Below are 21,594 nucleotides of genomic sequence, written 5' to 3' on the forward strand. Positions count from 1 at the left end.
CGCCGGCGCCCGGGGGCGGCCCGGTGCCGGGCGAGCGACGACGGACGCGGGACCGGCGGGACCGGGCCGGGGACCACGGGTCCGGGGCCAGGCGGGGACCGCGAGTCCCGAGGCCGGGCCGTGCGCCACGGGTCCGGGGGCCGGCCGGGGACTACGAGGAGGACCTGACGACCAGTTCCGTGGACACGATCACCGGCTCGGCCGGGCCGCCCTCGAAGAGGGAGAGCAGCAGGCGGACCATCGCCGCGGCCTGCTCGGCGTGCGGCGTGTGGACGGTCGTCAGCGGCGGGTCGGTGTAGCGGGCGGCCTCTATGTCGTCGTAGCCCACGATGGCGACCTCCTCGGGGATCCGCCGGCCCGCCTGGCGGAGCGCGTGCATCGCGCCGATCGCCATCAGGTCGTTCGCGGCGAAGACCGCGTCGATCTCCGGGTCGTCGGCGAGCAGCTGCCGCATCGCGATCGCCCCCGACTCGCGGGTGAAGTCGCCGACCGCGATGATCGAGCGGCGGTCGGAGTCGCGCAGCACCTCGCGGTACCCGGCCAGCCGGTCCTGGCCGCCTATCATGTCCAGCGGCCCGGCGATGGTGGCGATGCGCCGCCTGCCCCGCTCCAGCAGGTGCCGCACGGCCGCGGCGGCGCCGTCGACGTTGTCGTTGTCGACGTACGGCATCGCGACCGGCACCGCGGGCCTGCCGTAGGAGACGACCGGGACGCGCAGCCGGGTGAGCGCGACCGGCAGCGGGTCGGCCCCGTGGCTGGACACCAGCATGACGCCGTCGACGTGGCCGCCGGCGATGTAGTGCTCCACCCGGGCGTGGCTCTCCGGCGACCCGGCCAGCAGCAGCACGACCTGCTTGTTGACGGCCTCCAGCTCCAGGCTGGCCGAGCGGATGACGGTGGAGAACATCGGGTCGTCGGAGAACACCCGGTTCGGCGACTCCGAGACGACCAGGGCGACCGAGTTGGTCGTCTGGGTCACCAGGTTCCGCGCCGCCCCGTTGGGGACGTAGCCGAGCTCGTTCACCGCGCGCATGACCAGGTCCCGGATGTCGGCGGTGACCGTGGTCTGGCCGTTCACCACCCGGGAGACGGTCGACCGGGATACCCCGGCACGGGCGGCGACCGCCTCCAGGGTGGGTCGTCTCATCGTGTTCTTCCCCTACGGTCGGTTACAGTCCGTTACGTGTGATGACATCGCGGTACCACAGCGCGCTGTCCTTGAGCAGACGCCGCTGGGTGGCGAAGTCGACGTGCACGATCCCGAACCTGCGCCGGTACCCTTCGGCCCACTCGAAATTATCCAGCAGTGACCAGACCAGGTAACCACGTACGTCGGCCCCGTCGGCGATGGCGGCGTGCACGGCGCGCAGGTGTCCGTCCAGGTACTCGGTCCTGCGGACGTCGTGGACGTGACCGTCCTCCACGACGTCGTCGAAGGCCGCGCCGTTCTCGGTGATGATCAGGCCGACCTCCGGGTAGTCGTCGGAGAGCCGCACCAGCAGCCGGGAGAGCCCGTTCGGCACGATCGGCCAGCCCATCGCGGTGGCGGGCACGCCGTCCGCGGGGCAGAACCTGATGTCCTCGGTGCCCGGCCACGCCGCGTCGGCCGCCTCGCCGGGGCTCGCCTCCACGACGCACGGGTTGTAGTAGTTGATGCCCACCAGGTCGATCGGCTGGTTGATGGTCGCCAGGTCGCCGTCCCAGATGTGGTCGACGCCGCCGTTGCGGGCGACGATGTCGAGGAACTCCGCGGGATACTCCCCGCGCAGCGCCGGTTCGACGAACTGCCGCACCAGCAGGGTGTCGACCCTGCTGACCGCCTCCGCGTCCGCCTCCGAGACCTCGGCCCCGGGGTCGTCCACCTGCGCGGGGGTGATCACCGGTGACAGGTTCAGGACCAGCGAGATCTCCTCCGCGCCGCCCTCGCGGAGCGCGCGCGCCGCCATCCCGTGCCCCAGCAACAGGTGGTGGGCCGCGCGGAAGGCCGCCGCCGGGTCGGTCCTGCCGGGCGCGTGCACCCCGTTGCCGTAGCCGAGGAAGGCCGCCACCCACGGCTCGTTGAGGGTCGCCCAGTTGCGGACCCGGTCTCCCAGCCGCGCGTGCACGGCCGCCGCGTACTCCTCGAAGCGGTGGGCGGTGTCGCGCTCGGGCCAGCCGCCCGCGTCCTCCAGCGTCTGCGGGAGGTCCCAGTGGTAGAGGGTGGCGTACGGCGTGATGCCCGCCTCCAGCAGCCGGTCCACCAGGCGGCTGTAGAAGTCGAGGCCGCGCGTGTTGACGGGCCCCTTGCCGTACGGCTGGACCCTCGGCCAGGCCACCGAGAAGCGGTACGCGGCCAGGTTCAGCTCGGTCATCAGCCGGATGTCGTCGGCGTGGCGGAAGTAGTGGTCGCACGCCACGTCGCCTGTGTCACCCCCGACGACCTTTCCCGGTGTGCGAGAGAAGGTGTCCCAGATCGAGGGCTCGCGGCCGTCCTCCTTCACGGCTCCCTCGATCTGGTAGGACGCGGTGGCCGCGCCCCAGACGAAACCGGTGGGGAAGTCAGCGCGCCCCTGTGTAAGGGTGGCCCCCCGAGTGCCGACGACGGTCATCCCTTCACCGCTCCCTGCATGATTCCTCCGATGATCTGTTTGCCGAGTAGAGCGAACACGATGACCAGTGGCAGCGTGCCGAGCGTGGTACCCGCCAGGCCGAGCACGTAGTCGTTGACGTATCCGCTGGCCAGTGTGGACAGGGCGACCTGGACCGTCGGATCCTCCGGGGTCAGGACGACCAGCGGCCAGAAGTAGTCGTTCCAGACCGACATGAAGGTGAGCATGCCGAGCACGGCCGCCGCCGGGCGGGCGGCCGGGAGCACGACATGCCAGAACAGGCCCCAGGTGGTGCAGCCGTCGACCCGCCCCGCTTCGAGCAGCTCGGTCGGCAGCGCCCGGGAGAGGTACTGGGTCATGAAGAACACGCCGAACGCGTTGACGAGCGCGGGCACGATCAGCGCGTACATGGTGCCGGTCCACTCCAGCTTCACCATCAGCATGTACAGCGGGATGATGCCGAGCTGGGTCGGCACCATCATCGTCGCCACGGTGAGCAGGAGCAGGGCGTTGCGCCCGCGGAAGCGCAGCTTGGCGAAGGCGAACCCGGCCAGGGTGGAGAAGAACATCACCGCGAGCGCGACCGAGCCGGAGACGATGACGGAGTTGAGCATCGCCAGCGCGAACGGGACCGTGTCGAAGACGCGGGCGACGTTGGCGAAGAAGTTGCCGCCGGGGATCAGCGGCGGCGGCACGTCGGCCAGGGCCGCGTTGTCGCGGGAGGCCACCACGACGCTGTAGTAGAGCGGCAGCATGGAGAAGAACGCCACCGCGGCCAGCGTGAGGTAGGTGAGCCTGCGCGCGGCGCCGCCGGAGCGCCTCCGGACCGCGGAGACGGCGGTGTGAGCGCTCACGACAGCCCTCCCTTCCCGCGACGGGTGAGCAGATAGTTGATGCCGGCGACCACCACGATGAAGACGAACATCATCCAGGAGATGGCCGAGGCGTAGCCGAAGTCAAGCTTGGTGAAGTTCTCGTAGATGAACAGTGAGAGCGTCTGGTACTGCCGGTCCACCCCGCCGGTGATGATGTAGGAGCTGAACAGCAGCGGCTCGGCGAGGATCTGCATCGCGCCGATCGTCGAGGTGATGACGACGAAGATGATCGTGGGCTTGATCATCGGAATGGTGATCTTGCGGAGCTGGGTCATCCCGCTCGCGCCGTCGATGGTGGCCGCCTCGTACAGCTCGCGCGGCACGGCCTGCATCGCCGCGAGGAAGATGAGGGCGTTGTAGCCCGTCCACCTCCACATGATCATGGTGGAGATGGCGAAGTGGGAGCTCAGCACCCCCTCGTTCCAGGCGACGCCGTCCATGCCGACCAGTGAGAACACCCAGTTGATCATGCCGAAGTCACGGCCGAACAGCTGGCTGAAGATGACCACCACCGCGACCACGCTGGTCACGTTGGGCAGCAGCAGCGTGATGCGGAAGAAGGTCTGCGCCCGCAGCGGCCGGTTGAGCAGGTGGGCGAGCCAGATGGCGAGCAGCAGCTGCGGCGCGGTGGACAGCACCCCGATGGACAGGGTGTTGAAGGTGGCGTTCCAGAAGTAGTCGTCGGCGAGCAGCGTCCTGAAGTTCTCCAGGCCGACGAAGGTCTGCTCGTCCTGGAGCAGCGTCCACTCGTGCAGGCTCACCCAGGCGGTGTAGGCGAGGGGGAACAGCCCGAACGCGGAGAACAGCAGGAAGAAAGGGGCCACGTAGGCGTACGGCGAGCCCTTGACGTCGAGTTGGTGGGCCAGGTGGCGGCGGAGGCGGGGAGGCCGCTTCGGCCTGTTCGGTGGGACCGCCGCCAGGCGATCGGGCGCGCGGGTGGCCATGGCAGCTCCTTTCGGCGATTCGGTGGACGGCGGGAGGCGTGCGGCCCGTCGCGGGAGGCACGCGGCCCGTCGCGCCGGGAGCCGCACGGCTCGCCGGCACGGGAGGCGCGCCGTTCACGGGGACCGGGGGCGGCCCCTCGCGGGGACGGGCGTGCGGCTTACGGGGACGGGAGGCGTGCCCCTCGCGAGGACGGCGGGAGGCACGGGCAGGTGGCCGACCGGTGCGAGACCAGCCGGCCGGGGCGGCTACTTGATCCTGCCGACGTCCTTGAGCGCCTGCGCCCAGGCCTCCTCGGCGTTCTGCTTGCCCTGGTCGACCCGCTGGAGGCCGTTGCCGATCGCCTGCAGGACGTCACCGGCCTTGGGGCCCACGGGCTGCGGCTTGAGCGCCTTGGCCGCGTCGGTGAAGATCTTGCCGATCGGCGCGTTGCCGAAGTACGGGTTGACGTAGTCCTTCACCGCCGGGTCGTCGTACAGGGCGGGCAGCGAGGGCAGCGCGCTGGCCTCCTTGAAGAGCTTGATCTGGCTGTCCTTGTTGGTCAGCAGGTCGATCAGCGCGGCGGCCTCCTTGGGGTGCTTGCCCTGCTTGGGCAGCATCAGGTGGGTACCGCCCTGGTTGCCGCCGCCGCCGGGCACCGCGGCGATGTCCCAGGTGCCCTCACCGGGCTTCTGGTCCTTGATCGTGCCGGTCTTCCAGGCCGGGCAGACCATGGTGGCGAAGGTGCCCTTGGCGATGCCGGTGTTCCACGGCGGCGAGAAGGCCGCGAGGTTGGCCGAGAGGCCGTCGTTGATCATCTGCACGCCGGTGTCGAACGCCTTGCGCACGTCGGGGTTGGTGGCGGCGACGATGTTGTACTGGGCGTCGTAGAAGCCGATGGGGGCCTGCTCGACCATGGCGCGGAAGTGCTCGCCGGGGCCGTCGGTGAACTTGGCGCCCTCCACCTTGCCCGCGACGAACTTCTTGCCCGTCTCGATGTAGGCGTCCCACGTCGGCCAGAGCGCTCCGACCTCTTCGCGGTCGGTGGGCAGGCCGGCCTTCTTGAACAGGTCGGGGCGGTAGCACATGGCCAGGCCGCCGACGTCGGTGCCCAGGCCCAGGAGGGAGGAGCCGTCGTTGGAGACGCCCAGCTTCCACTTCCAGTCGAGGTACTCGCTCTGGCGCTTGTCCAGGCCGTATTCCTTGAGGTTGTAGAACTTGTCCGGCACCGGGGTGAAGGCGCCGATGTAACCGCCCTCGACGGCGACCACGTCCGCGGCGCCCGCGCCGGTGGTCAGCTGCGTGATGAGGTTGGTGTGGTGGTCGTTGAACTGCGCGCGGCGCTCCACGATCTCCACGTTGGGGTGGGTCTTCTTGAACTCCTCGTACAGCGGCGCGTAGTGGAAGTCGCTGAACAGCCCGACGGTCAGCTTGATCTTCTCGGCCGGCGCGGAGGCCGCTCCGCCGGTCCCGGCGGTCTCGGCGTCACCGCCGCCGCAGGCGGTCAGGCCAAGGGCCAGGGCGGAAACGGCGACCATCGGGGCGAGGAACCGCTGGCGTAACTTACGCATGGAACCCTCCTAGGGTCCTCATAAGTGATCATGGAGAGAGCGCTCCCTGAGCAGATTGATGCCAAGCGGGTTACGTGTCAACGGTCCCCCCTGCGCCGATGGGAGCTCGGCGATCAGCTTTTCACGGAGAGCGCTCTCCCAAGCCTTTGAGTATTTCCGCAGGTCACGCAGGTTTCGAGGTTAAATTTTCTGGTGAATGGAGCGTTCCCACAGCGAAAGGTCACATTAAGGTCGCGTTTCCGTCATGTTCCACGGCGCCGCGCCGAACCCTTGACACTCCCCGCGGGGCGGGTCACTCTCTTTCTCAGAGAGCGCTCCCCAGCGACTCTCCGCATGCCTCCCCGCATGTCCCCCCGCGCCGCCGGCACCCGCGGCGCCGATGACCGCCGCCCTCGCGCGGGGTGATCCCGGGTGACGTGCCCGGCCGCCCCCGTACGCGAGGCCGCCCACCCCCGAAGCCTTTCAGGAAGCCCCCGGGAAGAACGGCCCGCTTTCCCCGAAAGGACAGCTCCCCGGAGAACGGCTCCCAGGAAGACGACTCTCCCGAAGGGCGACTCTCCGGAAGGGCGGCTCTCCCGAAGGGCGATTCCCCGGAAGGGTGACTCTCCGGAAGTGCGACGCGGAGGCCGCCTGGCCCCCCATGGCTCTCGTGGTGGCGCCGGACCCCGTAGAGTCGTCCGGCCGGTCGGAAATCGGCCGGCGCGTATCCAATCAAGGAGAACCACGTGGCACTGGAGAAGCCGGAGATCGACTTTCCGGAAGGCGCCCCGCCCTCGGAGCTGGAGATCGTCGACATCGTCGTAGGGGATGGCCCGGAGGCCACGGCGGGGCACCAGGTCACCGTGCACTACGTCGGCGTGGCCTTCTCGACGGGCGAGGAGTTCGACGCGTCGTGGAACCGCGGCGACGCCTTCCAGTTCCCGCTGGGCGGTGGCCGGGTCATCGCGGGCTGGGACCAGGGTGTCGCGGGCATGAAGGTCGGCGGCCGCCGCCGTCTCACCATCCCGCCGCACCTCGGCTACGGCAGCGCCGGCGCGGGCGCTCGCATCAAGCCGAACGAGACGCTCATCTTCGTCGTGGACCTGCTCGGCGTGAGCTGACGCCCCGGGGCGAGACGGCACGGACGGGCGGGCCTTCCCGGCGACGGGCGGCCCGCCCGGCGTGTCCCGTCACGCCCACCGCGCACCTCGCGGCCCGCCCTGTGCCCGCCGCGTCCTCCGTACACCTCGCGGCACGCTCTGGGTCCGCCGCGTCCTCCGCGCACCGCGCGCACCACGCACCGCGTGCACCGCGCGCCCCCGAGGCTCGGTGTCCTCGCTCTCTTCGCGTTCCCGATGTTCCTCCGGCCGGTACGCCTTCCCGCGATCCGCGTCCGCCGCGTCCACTGCGTCCGCCGCGTCCACTGTGTCCCCTGTGTCCCCCGTGTCCGGTGCCGTCCCCCGCGTGCCCCGATCGGCATTGATCGACCTTGATCCGCCCCGACCAGCCCCGATCGACCTTAAGCGGCCTTAAGCGGGCGGTCATCTCACGTTCAGGGGGGTTCAGGGGAAATCCCGCCTTCCCGGAAACGCGACGACTCCGAAAAGCAGCGCCTCACCTCACCGAAATGCCGCGCGCAGCTCTTAAGCTGGCCATTGTGTTGTTGATCGACCTCGCGCGCACCTCGGCGGCCGTGACCGCCAGCTCCGCCCGGCTGGCGAAGACCGCCCACCTCGCGGAGCTGCTCGGCAGACTGGAGCCGGACGAGGCGGAGATCGCCATCGCCTACCTCTCCGGGGAGCTGCCGCAGCGCAACGTCGGCGTGGGCTGGACGAGCCTGAAGGACCCGCCGGAGCCCCGGCTCGCCGCCACCGCCACCCTGCGCGGGGTCCACGACCTCCTCGACCGGATCAAGGCCCTGTCCGGCCCCGGCTCGCAGGCCGCGCGCAAGGCTCTGGTCTCCGAGCTGTTCGGCTCCCTCACCCGCCAGGAGCAGGTCTTCCTGTCGCGGCTGCTCCGGGGCGAGCTGCGCCAGGGCGCGCTCGAGGGAGTGATGATCGAGGCCGTGGCGAAGGCCGCCGGGGTGCCGTCCGCCGAGGTCAGGCGGGCGCTGACACTGCGCGGCTGGCTTCCCGCCGTCGGCGCCGCCGCACTGGGGGGCGGGGTCGAGGCGCTGCGCGCCTTCCACCTGGAGGTGGGCCACCCGGTGTCGCCGATGCTCGCCCAGAGCGCCACCTCCATCGAGGCCGCGTTCGGCAAGCTCGGCGGGCCGGTCGCCGTCGAGTGGAAGCTCGACGGCGTCAGGTTCCAGGCGCACCGCTCGGGCGACCGGGTCACCGTCTTCACCCGCGCCCTGGAGGACATCACCGCGCAGGTGCCCGAGCTGGTCGAGGCGATGGGCACCCTGCCCTCGCGCGACCTGGTCCTCGACGGCGAGGTCATCGCGCTGCGCGCCGACGGGCGCCCCGAGCCCTTCCAGGTCACCTCGGGCCGCGTGTCCAGCCGCACCGACGTGCCGCGCGCGAGGGAGAGGACCCCGCTGAGCGTCTTCTTCTTCGACGCGCTGCGGGTCGACGGCGCCGACCTCCTCGACCTGCCGGGCGAGGCACGCCACGCGGCCCTCGCCGCCGCCGTGCCCCCGGAGCTGGTCACCCCCCGCCTCGTCACCGGCGACGTCGCGGAGGGCGAGGCGTTCTTCAAGGACGTGATCAGGAGCGGCCACGAGGGCGTGGTGGTCAAGTCACTCCTGACGCCCTACGCGGCCGGCCGGCGCGGCGCCGGCTGGATCAAGGTGAAGCCCCGGCACACGCTCGACCTCGTCGTCCTCGCCGCCGAATGGGGGAGCGGCCGCCGCGAGGGAAGGCTCTCCAACCTGCACCTGGGTGCCCGCGACCCGCTGACCGGCGGGTTCGTCATGCTCGGCAAGACCTTCAAGGGGCTCACCGACGAGCTGCTCGCCTGGCAGACCGAGCGCTTCCTCGGCATCGCCGAGGGTCCCACCGACGGCTGGACGGTCGCCGTCCGCCCCGAGACGGTCGTCGAGATCGCCTTCGACGGCGTGCAGCAGTCGAGCCGCTATCCCGGCGGCATGGCGCTGCGCTTCGCCAGGGTCATCCGCTACCGCACCGACAAGACGGCGGACCAGGCCGACACCGTCGACATGGTCCGCTCCCTCATGCTCTGACGTCCCCCTCGGCCGTCAGCCCCGAGGGGTCGTCAATCCCGCGGACACCGCGGATGCCGGAACACCGCTGCTCCCGGGACAGCGCTGGTGCCGGGACGCCGCGGGCGTCATTTCACCGGACGCAGGGTGAAGGGATACCGGAAGTCGCCGTCGCCCGCCGCGGCCACGGCGCCGACCACGGACAGGACCACGCCGCCGATCCAGAGCAGCGGCGTCAGGACGAAGCCGATGAACGTGATCGCCAGCACGATGGTGGCCGCGAGCATCGTCAGCTGGAAGTTGAGCGCCTCCACCGAGTGCGCCCGGATGTAGGGCGAGGTCTTGCCCGCGGTGAGCATCATGACGGCCGGGCCGACGACGGGGAGGCCGATCAGCGGGAGCAGGTGGGACGCCATCGCGCCCAGCCGCTCGGCTCCGGTGTCACCCCGCCCGGCGGGGCGGACGTGGTGCCCCTGACCCATGACGGGCGGGTAGGACACGGGCCGGGCCGGGTGCGTGCCGTACAGCTCGTTCATGATGGGGGCGAGGTCGCCGTGGACGCGGGCCGTCATCGCCCGCTCCAGCCTGTCGTCGAACTCGATCTTGTCGAGTCTTCCCTCCGCGTAGGCCGCCTGGACGTGCTCGACCACCCGCTCACGATCCTGGTTGCTGACCCGAAGCCCCGCGTGGCCGGGCCGGGGACCTGTCGCCGGCACTCCCCCGTACCCCGGGCCCGCTGGTGTCGCTGTGCCTGCCATGAGACCGATACCCTTTCGTCGCCGCTTCGACCTCAATGCTCGTCCAGATTGTCGGCCCCGTATATCAGGATGAACCCCCATAAGCCCCTGAGACCCATCCCTGGCCTTCCGCCATGGAACGAGCAGGAGAGGTATACAAGGAAATATGAGATGGCGAGATCGCTATGGGTTGAGGCGCCTGCGCGGGCCTAAGATCGCCAGGTACGACCGCGCCACGACCGACGCCGACATCGAGGCGCTCATCGCCTTCGCGAAGTCGCGCCGGGGCGTCGAGTTCTACGTCGAGCCCGAGACCTTCGCGACGAACACCACGGCGGTGGCCGTCGCCGACGACGGTGAGTGGACCCGGCGCCGGGTCGGCTCCCCCGCGGTGATCCGCAAGGTGGCCCGCGACCTGGCCCTGCCGGTCTACGACGTGCAGCTGACCGGCTATCCCCCTCGGATGAGGGCCTACAACGAGCGCCAGAAGCGCGCGGAGGGCTGAGCCGGGAGACCCGGCCCCCTCGTCGCCGGGCCGGGGAGACCCCGGCCGCCCGGTGACACGGGACCGCGCGGAACGGCGGCCGGGCCCTTCGAGCTCCCCCGGCCGCACGGCCGGACGCCCGCGTGACGACCGGCCGTGAGACGACCCGCCGCGTGACGACCGGCCGGCGGGACCCGGCGGACCCGGGAGCGGTGGACGCCGGCGCCGGGCGCGCGGGCGGCGGAGGAGCTCCGCCCCCTCCACCGGCTCGCACGGCGGCCCGTCCCGAAGCCGGTGGACTCGACGCCGCGCCCGGGAGGCTCATCGCGTTCGCCGGCGCCGGCCGGTGGCCCTGTCGGCCGGTGCCGACGCGCGGGCGGCGTCGGCGGCGCGACCGGGGTCCGTGGCGCGACCATTCCACCATCTGGGATTCCCCTGGCCGGAGTGGCCGGAGGGGGCCGATCACGATACGCGTCACGCGACGTCGCACCGGTGTGTGAGCCTTCGGGGGTGTCTCCCGCGTAATCTTTTTCTTCCCTTCAGGTGAGTACCGTCAGAAGGTTGAAGCCCGCGATCATGAGTCGCTATGTAAAACAGGATTTATGCGTATTTGTACGTTTCATGCTGGTGCGTGGTATGCGCTGAAGAGTGATGCCGATGGATTTCAAGATTCTTGGACCGATCGAAGTTCGCACGTCCAATGGGCAGCCGATCGCCCTCGGGCGACGCAAACAGCGGGTGTTGCTCGCCGCCCTGCTGCTCAATGCCGGTAAGGCGATCCCCACCCATCGGATGCTCGACTGGTTGTGGGGCGAACAGGCCCCCGTCAACGCCGAGTCGAACCTCTACACGTATATCTCCGCGCTGCGCCGGGTGCTCGGTTCGCCGTCCCGGATCGAGGCGGGCTCCAACGGCTACGTGCTCCGGGCGGCCCCCGGTGAAATAGACGTGAGATTGTTCGAAGAACTCGCCTCCCAAGGGCGCCTGATGTTATCCGAAGGGCGAAATGACGTCGCGCTCGAACGCTGCACCCGGGCCCTGGGCCTCTGGCGCGCCGAGGCGGTCCTGGAGGGACTCTCCCTGCCCGAGCCGTTGCGCGGCGAGGCGGCGCGGCTGGAGCGGCTGAGGACGACCGTCGTGGACGCCGCGCTGGAGGCCCGCCTGGCGCTGGGCCAGCACGGCGAGGCGCTTCCCGATCTGGAGGCCCTGACGCGCAGGGACCCGCTGAACGAGCGGCTCCGGGCACAGCTCATGCTCGCCCTGTACCGCTCCGGCCGCCGGGCCGACGCGCTCGCGGTGTACCAGCGCGCGCGGGAGATGCTCGCCGCGGAGCTCGGCGTCGACCCCGGCCCGGACCTGATCCGCATGCACCGGCAGATCCTCGCCGACGACTCCGTACTGGCGGCGCCGTCACCGTCGGTGATCGCCCGCCGGGTCTTCGCCCCGGCCGAGCTCCCGATCGACTCGGCCGCGTTCACCGGGCGGGCCGCCGAGGTCTCGCGGCTGCGGACGGCGCTGGTCTCCGCGAGTCCCGGCCAGATCGTCGTCTCCACGATCGCCGGGGCGGCCGGGATCGGCAAGTCGGCGTTCGCCGTGCACGTCGCCCACCAGATCGCGGACCGGTTCCCCGACGGGCAGCTCTACGTGAACCTGCACGGCTCCACCCCCAACGTCAAGCCGCTGAACCCGGCCGAGGTCCTCGCCCGCCTGTTACGCTCCCTCGGCGGCGACGACGCGGCCGTGCCGACCGAGGTGGACGAGGCCGCCGCGCGGTTCCGCTCGCTGACCGACGGCAGGCGCCTGCTGTTCCTGTTCGACAACGCCAGGGACGCCGCGCAGGTACGGCCGCTGCTGCCCGCGAGCCCCGCCTGCTGCGTGCTGATCACCTCCCGGAGGATGCTGACCTCCCTGGACGCCGTCACGCATCTGCGCCTCGACGTCATGGCCGAGGACGAGATGACCACCCTGCTCAGCCGCCTGATCGGCGAGGAGCGCGTCGCCGCCGACCCCTGGGCGGCGCGCGCGATCGTGCGGCTCTGCGGCGGCCTGCCGCTGGCGATCAGGATCGCCGCCGCCCGGCTCATCGCCCGGCCGGGCCTGACGCTGCGGGTCCTCGCCGACCGCCTCGCGGTCGAGGACCACCGCCTGTCGGAGCTGCAGGCCGACGACCGGGCGGTCCGGGCCTGCTTCATGGTGAGTTATCGGAGCCTGGGGGCCGAGCACTCCCGCATGTTCCGGCTGCTGAGCCTGCTCGGCGGATCCGACATCAGCGTCGCGGTCGCCGCGGCGCTGGCCGACCGCTCGGAGGCGCAGACCGCGGATCTCCTGGACCATCTCGCGGACGCCCAGCTCCTCGAGGTCCGCGACGCGGACCGGTACCGCATGCACGACCTGCTCTGCCTGTTCGCCCGCGAACGGACCCGGCAGGAGGAGACCGAGGAGGAACAGGTGCAGGCCGTACGGCGGGCGCTGCACAGCTCCCTCGTCATCGCCTGCACTCTCGGTGACGTGTGCAACCGGCGGACCAGGCGGGACGCCAAGTTCGGTCACCTCTCGCTCGGCCGCTTCGGCCTGCCGCCCGCCGGATGCACGGCCGACCCCCGGTGGCTCAACGCCAAGATGGCCGACCTGATCTCCGACGCGCGCCAGGGGCACGGCGCGGCCGGGGACGGCACCGGCCTCCCGGTCGCCCACGGCGCCGTCCGCTACCAGCCGTCGTACGGGTGGGGACGCTAGGGGCACCGAGGCTCCCCCGGAGAGCCGCCGGTCCCGGCGGCGGAGCGCCCGGGTGATCGCGGGAGCGAGGTGGCCGCGCCGGCCACACCGGCCGTCCCGCCCGCCCCGGGCGTCACGGCCCGCGGAATGGGAACGCTCCATCCGATCGGCGGCGACGACAAATGCGCGACGGGCACCGGCCCGCCGGAAATAATCCTCGCGCGAGCCATCCGTAATCCGCGAATTTACATGTTTGAAATATTCTCATGTACGTCCGCCGTAATCGCGGTATCCGGCATGCCCGAAATCATCGTCACACGTGACCGCGATGGCCGCCGGATCCCGGAAAGATGAAATCCCGAGTTTATGCGTTGTTTACTCATGTTTCATCGCGCCGCGGCGACGACCTATACAGATTTGTGTGGTGCGGGGTATAGCCGCATTTAACACCATTGGCGAGACGTCTCTTGTCTTCTCACACCTCTAGAGAGAAGGCCGGCACCTTGCGCAGGAAGACCCAAGGGTTGACCGGTGACAGCGGCGGCAGTGCCGCAGGAGCCCCGGCGGGCACCCACCTCGCGACGATTGCCACCCTCGAACCGAACTCACCTGTGACGCCAGCAGCTGCGAACTCGCGGAAAAACGCCAGGAAAGGGCGAACGTGTCGGAACTAATCGGCATCGATGAGTGCGAAAACCTTACCGTAAAGCAGGTTCAAAACCTATACGGAAAGTACGTCAGCCGCAGTCAGGTCAACCTCATGACCTCGTTCGGCTTCGGCCGCGAGCTCGCCGAGCGCGCCGAGGGCGCCTGGATCTGGACCCGGGACGGCCGCCGGATCCTCGACGTCACCGGCGGGGTCGGCGTCCTCAACCACGGTCACAACCACCCGCGCATCCTGGCGGCCCGGCGCCGCTTCGCCGAGGCCAGGCGCATGGAGGTCCACAAGGCGTTCTTCTCGCCGTACGTCGCCGCGCTGAGCCACAACGTGGCCTCGCTGCTGCCCGGCGACCTGAACATCTCCTACTTCCCGAACTCGGGTGCCGAGGCCAACGAGGGCGCCATCAAGATGGCGTACAAGTATCACGGCGGGCGGCGCAACACCATCCTGCGGTCCGACATCAGCTTCCACGGCAAGACCCTCGGGGCGGGGAGCCTGACCGGGTCGTCGGAGAACTCCTTCCGCTTCCCCGGGCTCCCGAACATCGTCGTCCACCCGTACGGGGACCTCGCGGCCGTGCGGGCGGCGGTCGACGCGGCGCGCACCCCCGACGGCAAGTGCGACGTATACGCGATCATGGTCGAGCCGTTCAGCGCGTCGAGCATGCGCTTCTGGCCGGAGACGGACCTGCGCGAGCTACGGCGGCTCTGCGACGAGCGCGACATCATCATGATCTTCGACGAGGTGTACACCGGCTGGGGCAAGACCGGCAGCCTCTTCTACTTCATGCGCTACCCGGACCTGCTGCCCGACATCCTCGTCTACTCGAAGTCGCTGGGCGGCGGGAAGGCGTCGATCGCCGGGTACACCGCGCGGGAGCCCATCTTCCGCAAGGCCTACGACCGGCTCTCCGACGTCATCCTGCACAGCACGACCTACTACGGGTTCGGCGAGGAGACCGTCACCGCGCTGGAGGCGATCAACGTGATCGTCGAGGACGACTATCCCGCGCGGGCGCGGCAGATCGAGCGCATCCTGAAACCCGGGCTGGAGAATATCCAGAAGCGTTATCCGGACGTGGTCGGCCAGGTGACCGGCACCGGAGCACTCTGGGGGGTGTTCCTGACCGGCGGCCCCAAGGTGCTCGACCTGGCGGGCAAGCTGGTGCCCGGCTTCTCCAGCGACCCACACTTCCGCACCAAGCTGATCACCCTCTCGGTGATCGCCGACCTCTACAGCGAGCACGACATCGTGTCGTACTACAGCCCGAACGTCGAGAACCCCCTCGTCGTCGCGCCGACCCTCGCCATCGAGCCCGACGACGTCGAGTACTTCGTGCAGAGCCTCGACAAGACCCTGTCCAAGGGCCTGCCCCGGCTGCTCGCCCGGTTCGTACGGGAGAAGGTGGGATCGCGGTGGCCTCTCGGGTCGTAGTGACCGGCAGTGCCGGGATGCTGGGCGGCAACCTGGTCCGGCGGCTCGTGACCGAGGGCCACGAGGTGATCGGCGTGGACCTGCGCCCGCCGTCCGACCCGGACCCGGGATGGAGCCACCGGGTCGGCGACGTGCGCGACGTCGCGCTGATGGCCGAGGCGATGGCCGGGGCGGACGCGGTCGTGCACTGCGCCGGCGCGCTGCCGAGCTATCCGGCGGAGCAGATCCAGAGCCTGATCGTCGGAGGCACCCACAGCGTGCTGGAGGCCGCGCGCCTGGCCGGGGTGGAGCGGACGGTCCACATCTCCTCCACCGCCGTGTACGGGCTCCCGAAACTGGTGCCCACCCCCGAGGAGCACCCGCGCGAGCCGGTCGACCCCTACACCAGGGCGAAGACCGAGGCCGAGGAGCTGGCCGACAAGTACCGGGCCGGCGGGATGTGCGTGCCGATCCTGCGTCCCAAGACCTTCCTCGGTCCCGGCCGGATGGGCCTGTTCGCGATGCTCTTCGAGTGGGCCGAGGAGGGCCGCAACTTCCCGGTCCTCGGCCGCGGGGACGTGCGCATCCAGATGCTCGCCATCGAGGACCTGGTGGACGCCGTGGCCGGTGTCCTGACGGCACCGGCGGACGTCGCGAACGACACCTACAACCTCGCGGCCGCGGAGTTCGGCACGCTGCGGGAGGACTTCCAGGCGGTGCTCGACACGGCCGGCCACGGCAAGCGCGTCGTGTCGCTGCCCGTCCGCCCGGCCCTGGCCGGCCTCCGGCTGCTGGAGCGGACCCGGCTGTCGCCGGTGTACGGGCGGCTGGTGCACAAGCTGCGCGCCGACTCCTACGTCAGCATCGACAAGGCCAGGGACCGGCTCGGCTTCCGGCCCCGGCTGTCCAACCGGGACGCGATCCTCGGCACGTACGCCTGGTGGCGGGAGAATCGCACCGCCGGCTCACCGCGGGGTGCCGGCCAGACCAGCCGCGACGCGTGGCGGCAGGGCGCGCTGTCACTGGCGAAAGTCTTCTTCTGAAGTGACGGGGAAAGCATGTACGTCGTCGAACCGGCAGACCTTCCAGAACTCCCGCGGCCCAGGGGACCGGCCTCGGATCGGAAACCGGAAGCCCGGCCACGCCTGGTCACGGACCTCTTCAGGCTGATACGGCCCTCGCACGCGGCCAAGGCGATCCTCCTGGTGCCGCTCGCGCTCATCGACACCTCCCTGTGGAACCTCGCCACCGTGGCCGAGGTCCTCCTGGCCACGGTCGCGTTCATCCTGGCCTCCTCCGCCGTCTACGTCGGCAACGACATCGCCGACCGGCACCGTGACGTGCACCATCCCGTGAAGCGTCACCGTCCCGTCGCCGCCGGCCGCGTGGGGATCAGGGTCGCGTACGCCTACTGCGCCAGCCTGCTCGCGCTGCTCACCGCCGTCATCGCCCTCACGCCGGGACCGTACTGGCCGATCGTGGTGTACCTCCTGATCAACATCGCGTACAGCCGCCGTCTCAAGCACATCCCGCTCGTCGACGTGGGCACGGTCGCGGTCTGCTTCGTCCTCAGGGTCGTCCAGGGGTACGAGGTGGCCGGGGGGCGGGCGGCCACCTGGCTGCTGGTCGCGGTGTTCTCGATGTCGCTGCTGCTGCTCATCGGCAAGCGGCGCCACGAGCTCAAGACCGGCGCCGCGCACCGGCCGGCGCTCCACGGCTACTCGCTGGAGCTGACCAACTGGCTGCTGCAGATCGCCTCCGTGCTCGCCCTCGTCTCCGGCCTCATGTACCTGCGCGACGAGGGCCCGTTCGGCCCCCAGTACGGCCAGACGGCGATGCTGCTGTCCACGCCCTTCGCGCTCTTCGCCCTCTTCCGCTACCTGCAGATCCAGCTGCTGGACGAAGGCGGTGGTGACCCGGTCCGGATCCTGCTGCGGGACCGGGTCATGGTCGCCAACTCGATGTTGTGGGCCGCCACCCTGGGTGTGACGCTCGTACTCGCCCACCAGCCGGTCCCGTTGTGAGAGCGACACGGAAGGAAAGAATGGAAGTCCGCATACTGGGCCCGGTCGAGGTGACCGTCGAGGGCAGGCGCGTCCCGCTGGGGCCGCCGCAACGACACGCGGTGCTGGCCGCCCTCGCGGTCGACGTCAACCATCCCGTACCGCTTCAGACGTTGATCGACCGGGTCTGGAACCTCCCGCCGGACCGGGCGACGGATTCGCTGTACGCCCACATCGCGCGCCTGCGGCAGGCACTGACGGGAACCGCGGCCGCCATCGAGCGCCGCGGTGGCGGCTACGTGCTGGAGGCCGACCCCGACCGGGTGGACGCCCACCGGTTCCACCGGCTGGCGAAACAGGCGCAGACCCACGCCGACGACGACTCCGTCCGGGCCGCGCTGCTGGCCGAGGCGATGGAGCTGTGGCGCGGCTCGCCGCTGACCGGCATCTCGGGAGACTGGGCCTCCCGGATGCGCTACAGCATCGAGCAGCAGTTCGTCGGCGCCGTCGTCACCTGGGCGCAGGCGCACCTGCGGCTGGGACGGCCCGACGCGGTGGTCACCGAGCTCACCCCCCTCGTCCCGCGCTACCCGCTGGTGGAGCCGCTCGCGAGCATGCTGATGCGCGCGCTCTGCGCCCTGGGTCGCACCGCGGAGGCGGTGGCCCAGTACGCGCGCCTGCGCGGGTATCTGGCCGACCACCTGGGCATCGAGCCGGGGCCGGAGCTGCGCGCGCTGCACCAGGAGATCCTGCGCGGCGACCACGACCGGCCGGTCTGGGCGGCCGAGGGGGTGGTCCTGGCCGGCGCCCACCACGCCGTCACCGGCTGGGCGCCCCTCGCCGAACCGCTGAGCTGGACCCGTCCCGCGGCCCACTCGCCCGACCGGGTGCTGTCCAGGCCCTGACCTCTCTTCACCGTTGTCACCCGCTCGCCGGGGCTTTCCCGGATCACCCGCTCGTCGAGATGACCAGGTGCTGCCCGCTGTGGTCGGAAAGCCCCTCCGACCACACCATCCCGTACCGGTGCACGGTGACGTCCGGCGTGGTGAAGGTCCAGTCGATCCGCCACAGCGGCCACCGGTCGTCCCAGGAGGTGGGGTAGAGCGATCCGAGCACCGGGGTGGCGTCGACGAGCCGGTCCGGCAGCAGGCGCAGGATGCCCATCGCCGGTGAGGCGTTGAAGTCCCCGGACAGCACGGCCGGATTCGGGTTCTTCGCGACGTCGGCGGCGATCGCGCGGAGGTTGGCCTGCCGCCGCTCGTGCTGGGTCCGGTTGAGGCGGCGGGGGTCCATGCCCTTCGGGAACGCGTGCAGGGGGGAGTTGATGTGCGTGTTGTAGAACGAGACGGTCTTGCCGCCGTTCCCGTTCTCCCCTTCGACACGTATGTCCGTGCGCAGCGTCTTCACCGCGGAGAAGTCGGGCAGGCCCGGGTCGGGGGGCAGGATCGCGTCACGCCTCTCCGACACCCACGGGCGGAGGTCGAGCCCCTGCTCCAGGACGATCGGGAACCGGGAGACCGTCACCAGCTCGCTCGCCACGGCGATGTGGTAGCCGGGGAACTCCCGGCGCAGCCTGGCCAGGTCGTCGACCCGGATCGCCTTCGAGTCCTGGCCGAAGTAGACGTACTCCTGCAGGAGGTACACGTCCGCCTTCTGCTCGTGCAGGTACCGGTAGAGGTCGTCGATGTCGCGCGCCGGCGTGCCGGTGGGCGGCGGCGCCGTCTCCCCGCCCGTCACCATGTCCCAGTACAGCGTGTTCCAGGAGAACACCGTGATCGCGCCCGGCGGGGCGGGCGGGGGACGGTGCCACAGGGCGGCGGGGTTGAGCCCGCTCAGGCTCGCGCCGAGCACCAGGGAGGCGAGCGTCACCGCCGCGATCCACCCCCGGGCCCGGCGCGCGGGCAGGGCCACCGCGAGCAGCAGGACCGGGAGGACCGCGAAGACGAGCGGCGGGGCGAGCTCCGGGACCTGCCACCACCACACCCGGCCGGACAGCACGCGGTGGAGCGCCACGAACACCAGCCAGGCGACCGGCGCGGACAGCAGCGGCCAGGTCCACCGGCGCGACCGCCGGGCGGGCTCGGGCTCGGGCTCGGCGGTCGCGGTCACCGCCCGCGTACCGGTCATCGACGGCGGCCGGATCCGGAGCGCGGGCCTGGTACGGGTGAGTGCGGACGAACGGTCGCTCCAGAGCGCGGGCCTGGTGCGGACGGGCGCGGACGGACCGTCACTCCGGAGCGCGGGCCCGGTGCGGGCGAGTCCGGGCGAACGGTCGCCCCGAAGCGCGGGCCTGGTGCGGACGGGCGCGGGCGGACCGTCACGTCGCCGCCTCCCCGGCGGCCGAGGGCCGCACGAGCAGGTCGGAATCGTAGAGCCTGCGGAACCTGGCGGAGCAGAACCACTGCACGACACCGGCCGCCACCCCGGCCGCGATGGTCACGTTCACCACGAAATGCACCGTACCGTAGTAGAGCAGGAAGAGCGGGCCTCTTCGCCGCAGCACGAACCGGTACATGCCGAGGTCGGCCAGGATCGACACGGCCAGGGCGAGGGCCGGCAGCGCGGCGCCGATCGGGCCGAACGCCAGCGCCGGCAGCGTGGCCACCGCCGCCAGCGCGGCGAGGCTGCCGCCGGCCCGGTTCGAGGTCTCGAACCCGCGGGCGAAGCGCTTGCGCTGCGCGTACAGCGGCACCCGGGCGCGCCCCCGCTTGAACAGCTTGCGCAGCAGCTTGAACAGCTCGTCGTCGTGGTCGTGCCGGGAGCGCACCGCCGAGGTGAGCACCATGCCGTACCGCTGGGTGAGGCGGTGGCCGTAGTCGACCTCCTCGGTCTCGCGCAGCTGGGTGTTGAACTGCCCGACTTCGTCGTACACCCGGCGCGGCATCGCGACCAGCGCCGGGAAGAGGAACGAGATGGGCCCCTCGGAGCTGGCCGTCCAGTAGTGGAACTGCAGCGCGCGGTACTCCTCGACGAGGCTGTCGCGGATCAGCGGCTCGGGGTCGTGGATGCTGGACACCGCCCCGAGCCGGGGGTCGGCCGCGAGCATGCCCACCGCCACCTCGACGGCGTCGGGGTAGGCGGCCACGTCGGAGTCGACGAACACCAGGATCTCGCCCCGGGCGTGGGAGACGCCGAGGTTGCGCGCGCCGGCCACCCCCATGTTGCGCTCGGTGTGGACGACCCGGACACCGAGCCGCTCCGCGACCGCGACGGAGTCGTCGGTGCTGCCGTCGTCCACCATGATCAGCTCGATCGGCCGGTAGGTCTGCTCCTGCATGGCGCGCAGGCAGAGCTCCAGCGAGCCGGCGTAGTTGTAGTTGGGCACGATCACCGATACCAGCGGACCGGCCATCACTCACGCCCCCATCGCCGGCGCGGACGCCTCCGGCATGTCGTAGGTGTTCCGGAACTTGCTGGACAGCACGCACTGCGCGGCGCCGACGAACACCGCCAGCGCGACGGTGACGTTCACCAGAAAGTGGATCGCGGTGAAGTAGACGGTGAAGGCCGCACCGGCGTACCCCCAGACGAAGCGGTACATCCCCAGGTCGGAGGCGATGGAGCCGGCGAACAGCACGAGCGGCACGAGCAGCCAGAGCGGGCCGAACAGCACCGGCAGCGCCAGGGTGACGACCGCGAACAGCGCGGCGAGCGACCCCCAGCCGCGGCTGCTGTTGGTCGGGCCGCCGTTGAAGTCCGGCCGTCGCAGGTACAGCGGGATGTGCAGGCGCGCGCGGTGGAAGAACTTCGACAGCACCACGCTCAGCTTGTCGTCGTGGTCGTGCGCGCCTCTGATCGCGGTGTCCAGCACGATCCGGTAGCGCTGGGTGATCCGGTGGCCGTAGTCGGCGTTCTCGCTGTGGCGCAACGCCGGGTTGAGCGGGCCGATCTCGTGGAAGACCCTGGTCCACATCGCGAAGATCGCCGAATAGATCGTGGTGATGTCGCCCGCGTCGCCGGAGATCCAGTAGTGCAGCTGGAGGCTGCGGTACCGCTCCACGAGGCTGTCGGGGATCAGCGGCTCCGGCTCGTACGTGCCGCACACCACCCCCAGCGTGGGGTCGGCGGTGAGCAGCGCCACCGCGTTGCCGACCGTGTCGGGGGTGAGCGCCACGTCCGAGTCGAGGAAGAACAGCACCTCGCCGCGCGCGTGCTCGACGCCGAGGTTGCGCGCCGCCGGCGCCCCGATGTTGGTGTCGGTGATCAGCACCCGCACCCCGTGCCGGTGGGCTATCTCCACCGAGTCGTCGGTGCTCCGGTCGTCGACGACGATCACTTCGATGTTGGGGTAGTCCTGCCGCTCCAGCGCGCTCAGGCACAGGTCCAGCGTACGGGCGTAGTTGTAGTTGGGAATGATGACCGAGACCAGTGGCCGCTGCTCATCCATGGTCGATGACCCCTTCGGGTTGGCGGGCTTCCGGCGGCCGGGAGGGGACCCGACCGGCGGACGCTCGCACGCGTTGGTCTGTTCCGATGCTCGTGAG

Annotated in this window: 17 protein-coding genes; 8 read left to right on the forward strand and 9 right to left on the reverse strand. The window is 70.7% G+C overall.

Annotated features, from left to right (window positions below):
- Positions 1–151: 151 nt before the first annotated feature.
- From ABT053_RS30920 to ABT053_RS30940, 5 genes are all read right to left on the reverse strand, one after another.
- The gene (locus ABT053_RS30920; protein ID WP_350973737.1) at positions 152–1,147 is read right to left on the reverse strand and encodes a LacI family DNA-binding transcriptional regulator; all 996 of its coding nucleotides are present in this window, start codon (positions 1,145–1,147) and stop codon (positions 152–154) included.
- A 22-nt stretch (positions 1,148–1,169) separates the two neighbouring features.
- Positions 1,170–2,588 carry a GH1 family beta-glucosidase gene (locus tag ABT053_RS30925; protein WP_350973739.1) on the reverse strand — a complete coding sequence of 473 codons (1,419 nt, stop codon included), beginning with the start codon at positions 2,586–2,588 and terminating at the stop codon, positions 1,170–1,172.
- Complete coding sequence (locus ABT053_RS30930; RefSeq protein WP_502991904.1) at positions 2,585–3,343, reverse strand: carbohydrate ABC transporter permease; 759 nt, start codon at positions 3,341–3,343, stop codon at positions 2,585–2,587. Before ABT053_RS30930 ends, ABT053_RS30925 begins: the two co-directional genes overlap by 4 nt.
- A 95-nt stretch (positions 3,344–3,438) precedes the next feature.
- Positions 3,439–4,407 (reverse strand): carbohydrate ABC transporter permease, encoded by a 969-nt coding sequence (locus ABT053_RS30935; protein WP_350973743.1) that lies wholly within the window; start codon positions 4,405–4,407, stop codon positions 3,439–3,441.
- A 246-nt stretch (positions 4,408–4,653) separates the two neighbouring features.
- The gene (locus tag ABT053_RS30940; protein ID WP_350973745.1) at positions 4,654–5,955 is read right to left on the reverse strand and encodes an ABC transporter substrate-binding protein; all 1,302 of its coding nucleotides are present in this window, start codon (positions 5,953–5,955) and stop codon (positions 4,654–4,656) included.
- A 725-nt stretch (positions 5,956–6,680) separates the two neighbouring features.
- Here ABT053_RS30940 and ABT053_RS30945 point away from each other — a divergent pair.
- Both ABT053_RS30945 and ABT053_RS30950 read left to right on the forward strand, forming a co-directional pair.
- Positions 6,681–7,055, forward strand: coding sequence for an FKBP-type peptidyl-prolyl cis-trans isomerase (locus tag ABT053_RS30945; protein WP_350973747.1), 375 nt, complete (start codon positions 6,681–6,683; stop codon positions 7,053–7,055).
- Between the two features lie 536 nt (positions 7,056–7,591).
- Positions 7,592–9,118, forward strand: coding sequence for an ATP-dependent DNA ligase (locus ABT053_RS30950; protein WP_350973749.1), 1,527 nt, complete (start codon positions 7,592–7,594; stop codon positions 9,116–9,118).
- 107 nt (positions 9,119–9,225) lie between these two features.
- On the opposite strand, the gene ABT053_RS30955 is transcribed toward ABT053_RS30950, so the two are convergent.
- Positions 9,226–9,855 (reverse strand): DUF1707 and DUF4870 domain-containing protein, encoded by a 630-nt coding sequence (locus tag ABT053_RS30955; protein ID WP_350973752.1) that lies wholly within the window; start codon positions 9,853–9,855, stop codon positions 9,226–9,228.
- A gap of 145 nt (positions 9,856–10,000) precedes the next feature.
- Here ABT053_RS30955 and ABT053_RS30960 point away from each other — a divergent pair, with 145 nt between their 5' ends.
- From ABT053_RS30960 to ABT053_RS30985, 6 genes are all read left to right on the forward strand, one after another.
- Positions 10,001–10,339: a hypothetical protein gene (locus tag ABT053_RS30960; RefSeq protein ID WP_350973754.1), complete on the forward strand. Its 339-nt coding sequence runs from the start codon at positions 10,001–10,003 to the stop codon at positions 10,337–10,339.
- Between the two features lie 636 nt (positions 10,340–10,975).
- Positions 10,976–13,054: an AfsR/SARP family transcriptional regulator gene (locus ABT053_RS30965; protein ID WP_350973756.1), complete on the forward strand. Its 2,079-nt coding sequence runs from the start codon at positions 10,976–10,978 to the stop codon at positions 13,052–13,054.
- A 739-nt stretch (positions 13,055–13,793) separates the two neighbouring features.
- Positions 13,794–15,128, forward strand: coding sequence for an aspartate aminotransferase family protein (locus ABT053_RS30970; protein ID WP_350973757.1), 1,335 nt, complete (start codon positions 13,794–13,796; stop codon positions 15,126–15,128).
- Positions 15,110–16,150, forward strand: coding sequence for an NAD-dependent epimerase/dehydratase family protein (locus ABT053_RS30975; protein ID WP_350973758.1), 1,041 nt, complete (start codon positions 15,110–15,112; stop codon positions 16,148–16,150). Before ABT053_RS30970 ends, ABT053_RS30975 begins: the two co-directional genes overlap by 19 nt.
- 15 nt (positions 16,151–16,165) lie before the next feature.
- The gene (locus ABT053_RS30980; protein WP_350973759.1) at positions 16,166–17,131 is read left to right on the forward strand and encodes a UbiA prenyltransferase family protein; all 966 of its coding nucleotides are present in this window, start codon (positions 16,166–16,168) and stop codon (positions 17,129–17,131) included.
- 20 nt (positions 17,132–17,151) lie between these two features.
- The gene (locus tag ABT053_RS30985; RefSeq protein ID WP_350973760.1) at positions 17,152–18,015 is read left to right on the forward strand and encodes an AfsR/SARP family transcriptional regulator; all 864 of its coding nucleotides are present in this window, start codon (positions 17,152–17,154) and stop codon (positions 18,013–18,015) included.
- Between the two features lie 43 nt (positions 18,016–18,058).
- Here the strand turns inward: ABT053_RS30985 and ABT053_RS30990 are convergent, their stop codons facing one another.
- The 3 genes from ABT053_RS30990 to ABT053_RS31000 all read right to left on the reverse strand — a co-directional run bounded on the left by ABT053_RS30990 (position 18,059) and on the right by ABT053_RS31000 (position 21,497).
- On the reverse strand, positions 18,059–19,237 hold the full coding sequence (locus tag ABT053_RS30990) for an endonuclease/exonuclease/phosphatase family protein (protein WP_350973761.1): 1,179 nt from the start codon (positions 19,235–19,237) through the stop codon (positions 18,059–18,061).
- Positions 19,238–19,427: 190 nt separating this feature from the next.
- Positions 19,428–20,462 (reverse strand): glycosyltransferase, encoded by a 1,035-nt coding sequence (locus ABT053_RS30995; RefSeq protein ID WP_350973762.1) that lies wholly within the window; start codon positions 20,460–20,462, stop codon positions 19,428–19,430.
- A 3-nt stretch (positions 20,463–20,465) separates the two neighbouring features.
- Positions 20,466–21,497, reverse strand: coding sequence for a glycosyltransferase family 2 protein (locus ABT053_RS31000; RefSeq protein ID WP_350973763.1), 1,032 nt, complete (start codon positions 21,495–21,497; stop codon positions 20,466–20,468).
- Between the last annotated feature and the right edge of the window lie 97 nt (positions 21,498–21,594).

This window comes from Streptosporangium sp. NPDC002524, from assembly GCF_040295985.1.
Classification (GTDB): Bacteria; Actinomycetota; Actinomycetes; order Streptosporangiales; family Streptosporangiaceae; genus Streptosporangium.

Bases quoted from the DNA above. Each gene is read 5' to 3' on its own strand.
- ABT053_RS30985 (WP_350973760.1), top strand. From the start codon at position 17,152: ATGGAAGTCCGCATACTGGGCCCGGTCGAGGTGACCGTCGAGGGCAGG.
- ABT053_RS30955 (WP_350973752.1), bottom strand. From the start codon at position 9,855: ATGGCAGGCACAGCGACACCAGCGGGCCCGGGGTACGGGGGAGTGCCG.
- ABT053_RS30970 (WP_350973757.1), top strand. From the start codon at position 13,794: ATGACCTCGTTCGGCTTCGGCCGCGAGCTCGCCGAGCGCGCCGAGGGC.
- ABT053_RS30925 (WP_350973739.1), bottom strand. From the start codon at position 2,588: ATGACCGTCGTCGGCACTCGGGGGGCCACCCTTACACAGGGGCGCGCT.
- ABT053_RS30965 (WP_350973756.1), top strand. From the start codon at position 10,976: ATGGATTTCAAGATTCTTGGACCGATCGAAGTTCGCACGTCCAATGGG.
- ABT053_RS30990 (WP_350973761.1), bottom strand. From the start codon at position 19,237: ATGACCGGTACGCGGGCGGTGACCGCGACCGCCGAGCCCGAGCCCGAG.
- ABT053_RS30960 (WP_350973754.1), top strand. From the start codon at position 10,001: ATGAGATGGCGAGATCGCTATGGGTTGAGGCGCCTGCGCGGGCCTAAG.
- ABT053_RS30995 (WP_350973762.1), bottom strand. From the start codon at position 20,462: ATGGCCGGTCCGCTGGTATCGGTGATCGTGCCCAACTACAACTACGCC.
- ABT053_RS30930 (WP_502991904.1), bottom strand. From the start codon at position 3,343: ATGCTGCCGCTCTACTACAGCGTCGTGGTGGCCTCCCGCGACAACGCG.
- ABT053_RS31000 (WP_350973763.1), bottom strand. From the start codon at position 21,497: ATGGATGAGCAGCGGCCACTGGTCTCGGTCATCATTCCCAACTACAAC.
- ABT053_RS30920 (WP_350973737.1), bottom strand. From the start codon at position 1,147: ATGAGACGACCCACCCTGGAGGCGGTCGCCGCCCGTGCCGGGGTATCC.
- ABT053_RS30935 (WP_350973743.1), bottom strand. From the start codon at position 4,407: ATGGCCACCCGCGCGCCCGATCGCCTGGCGGCGGTCCCACCGAACAGG.
- ABT053_RS30980 (WP_350973759.1), top strand. From the start codon at position 16,166: ATGTACGTCGTCGAACCGGCAGACCTTCCAGAACTCCCGCGGCCCAGG.
- ABT053_RS30940 (WP_350973745.1), bottom strand. From the start codon at position 5,955: ATGCGTAAGTTACGCCAGCGGTTCCTCGCCCCGATGGTCGCCGTTTCC.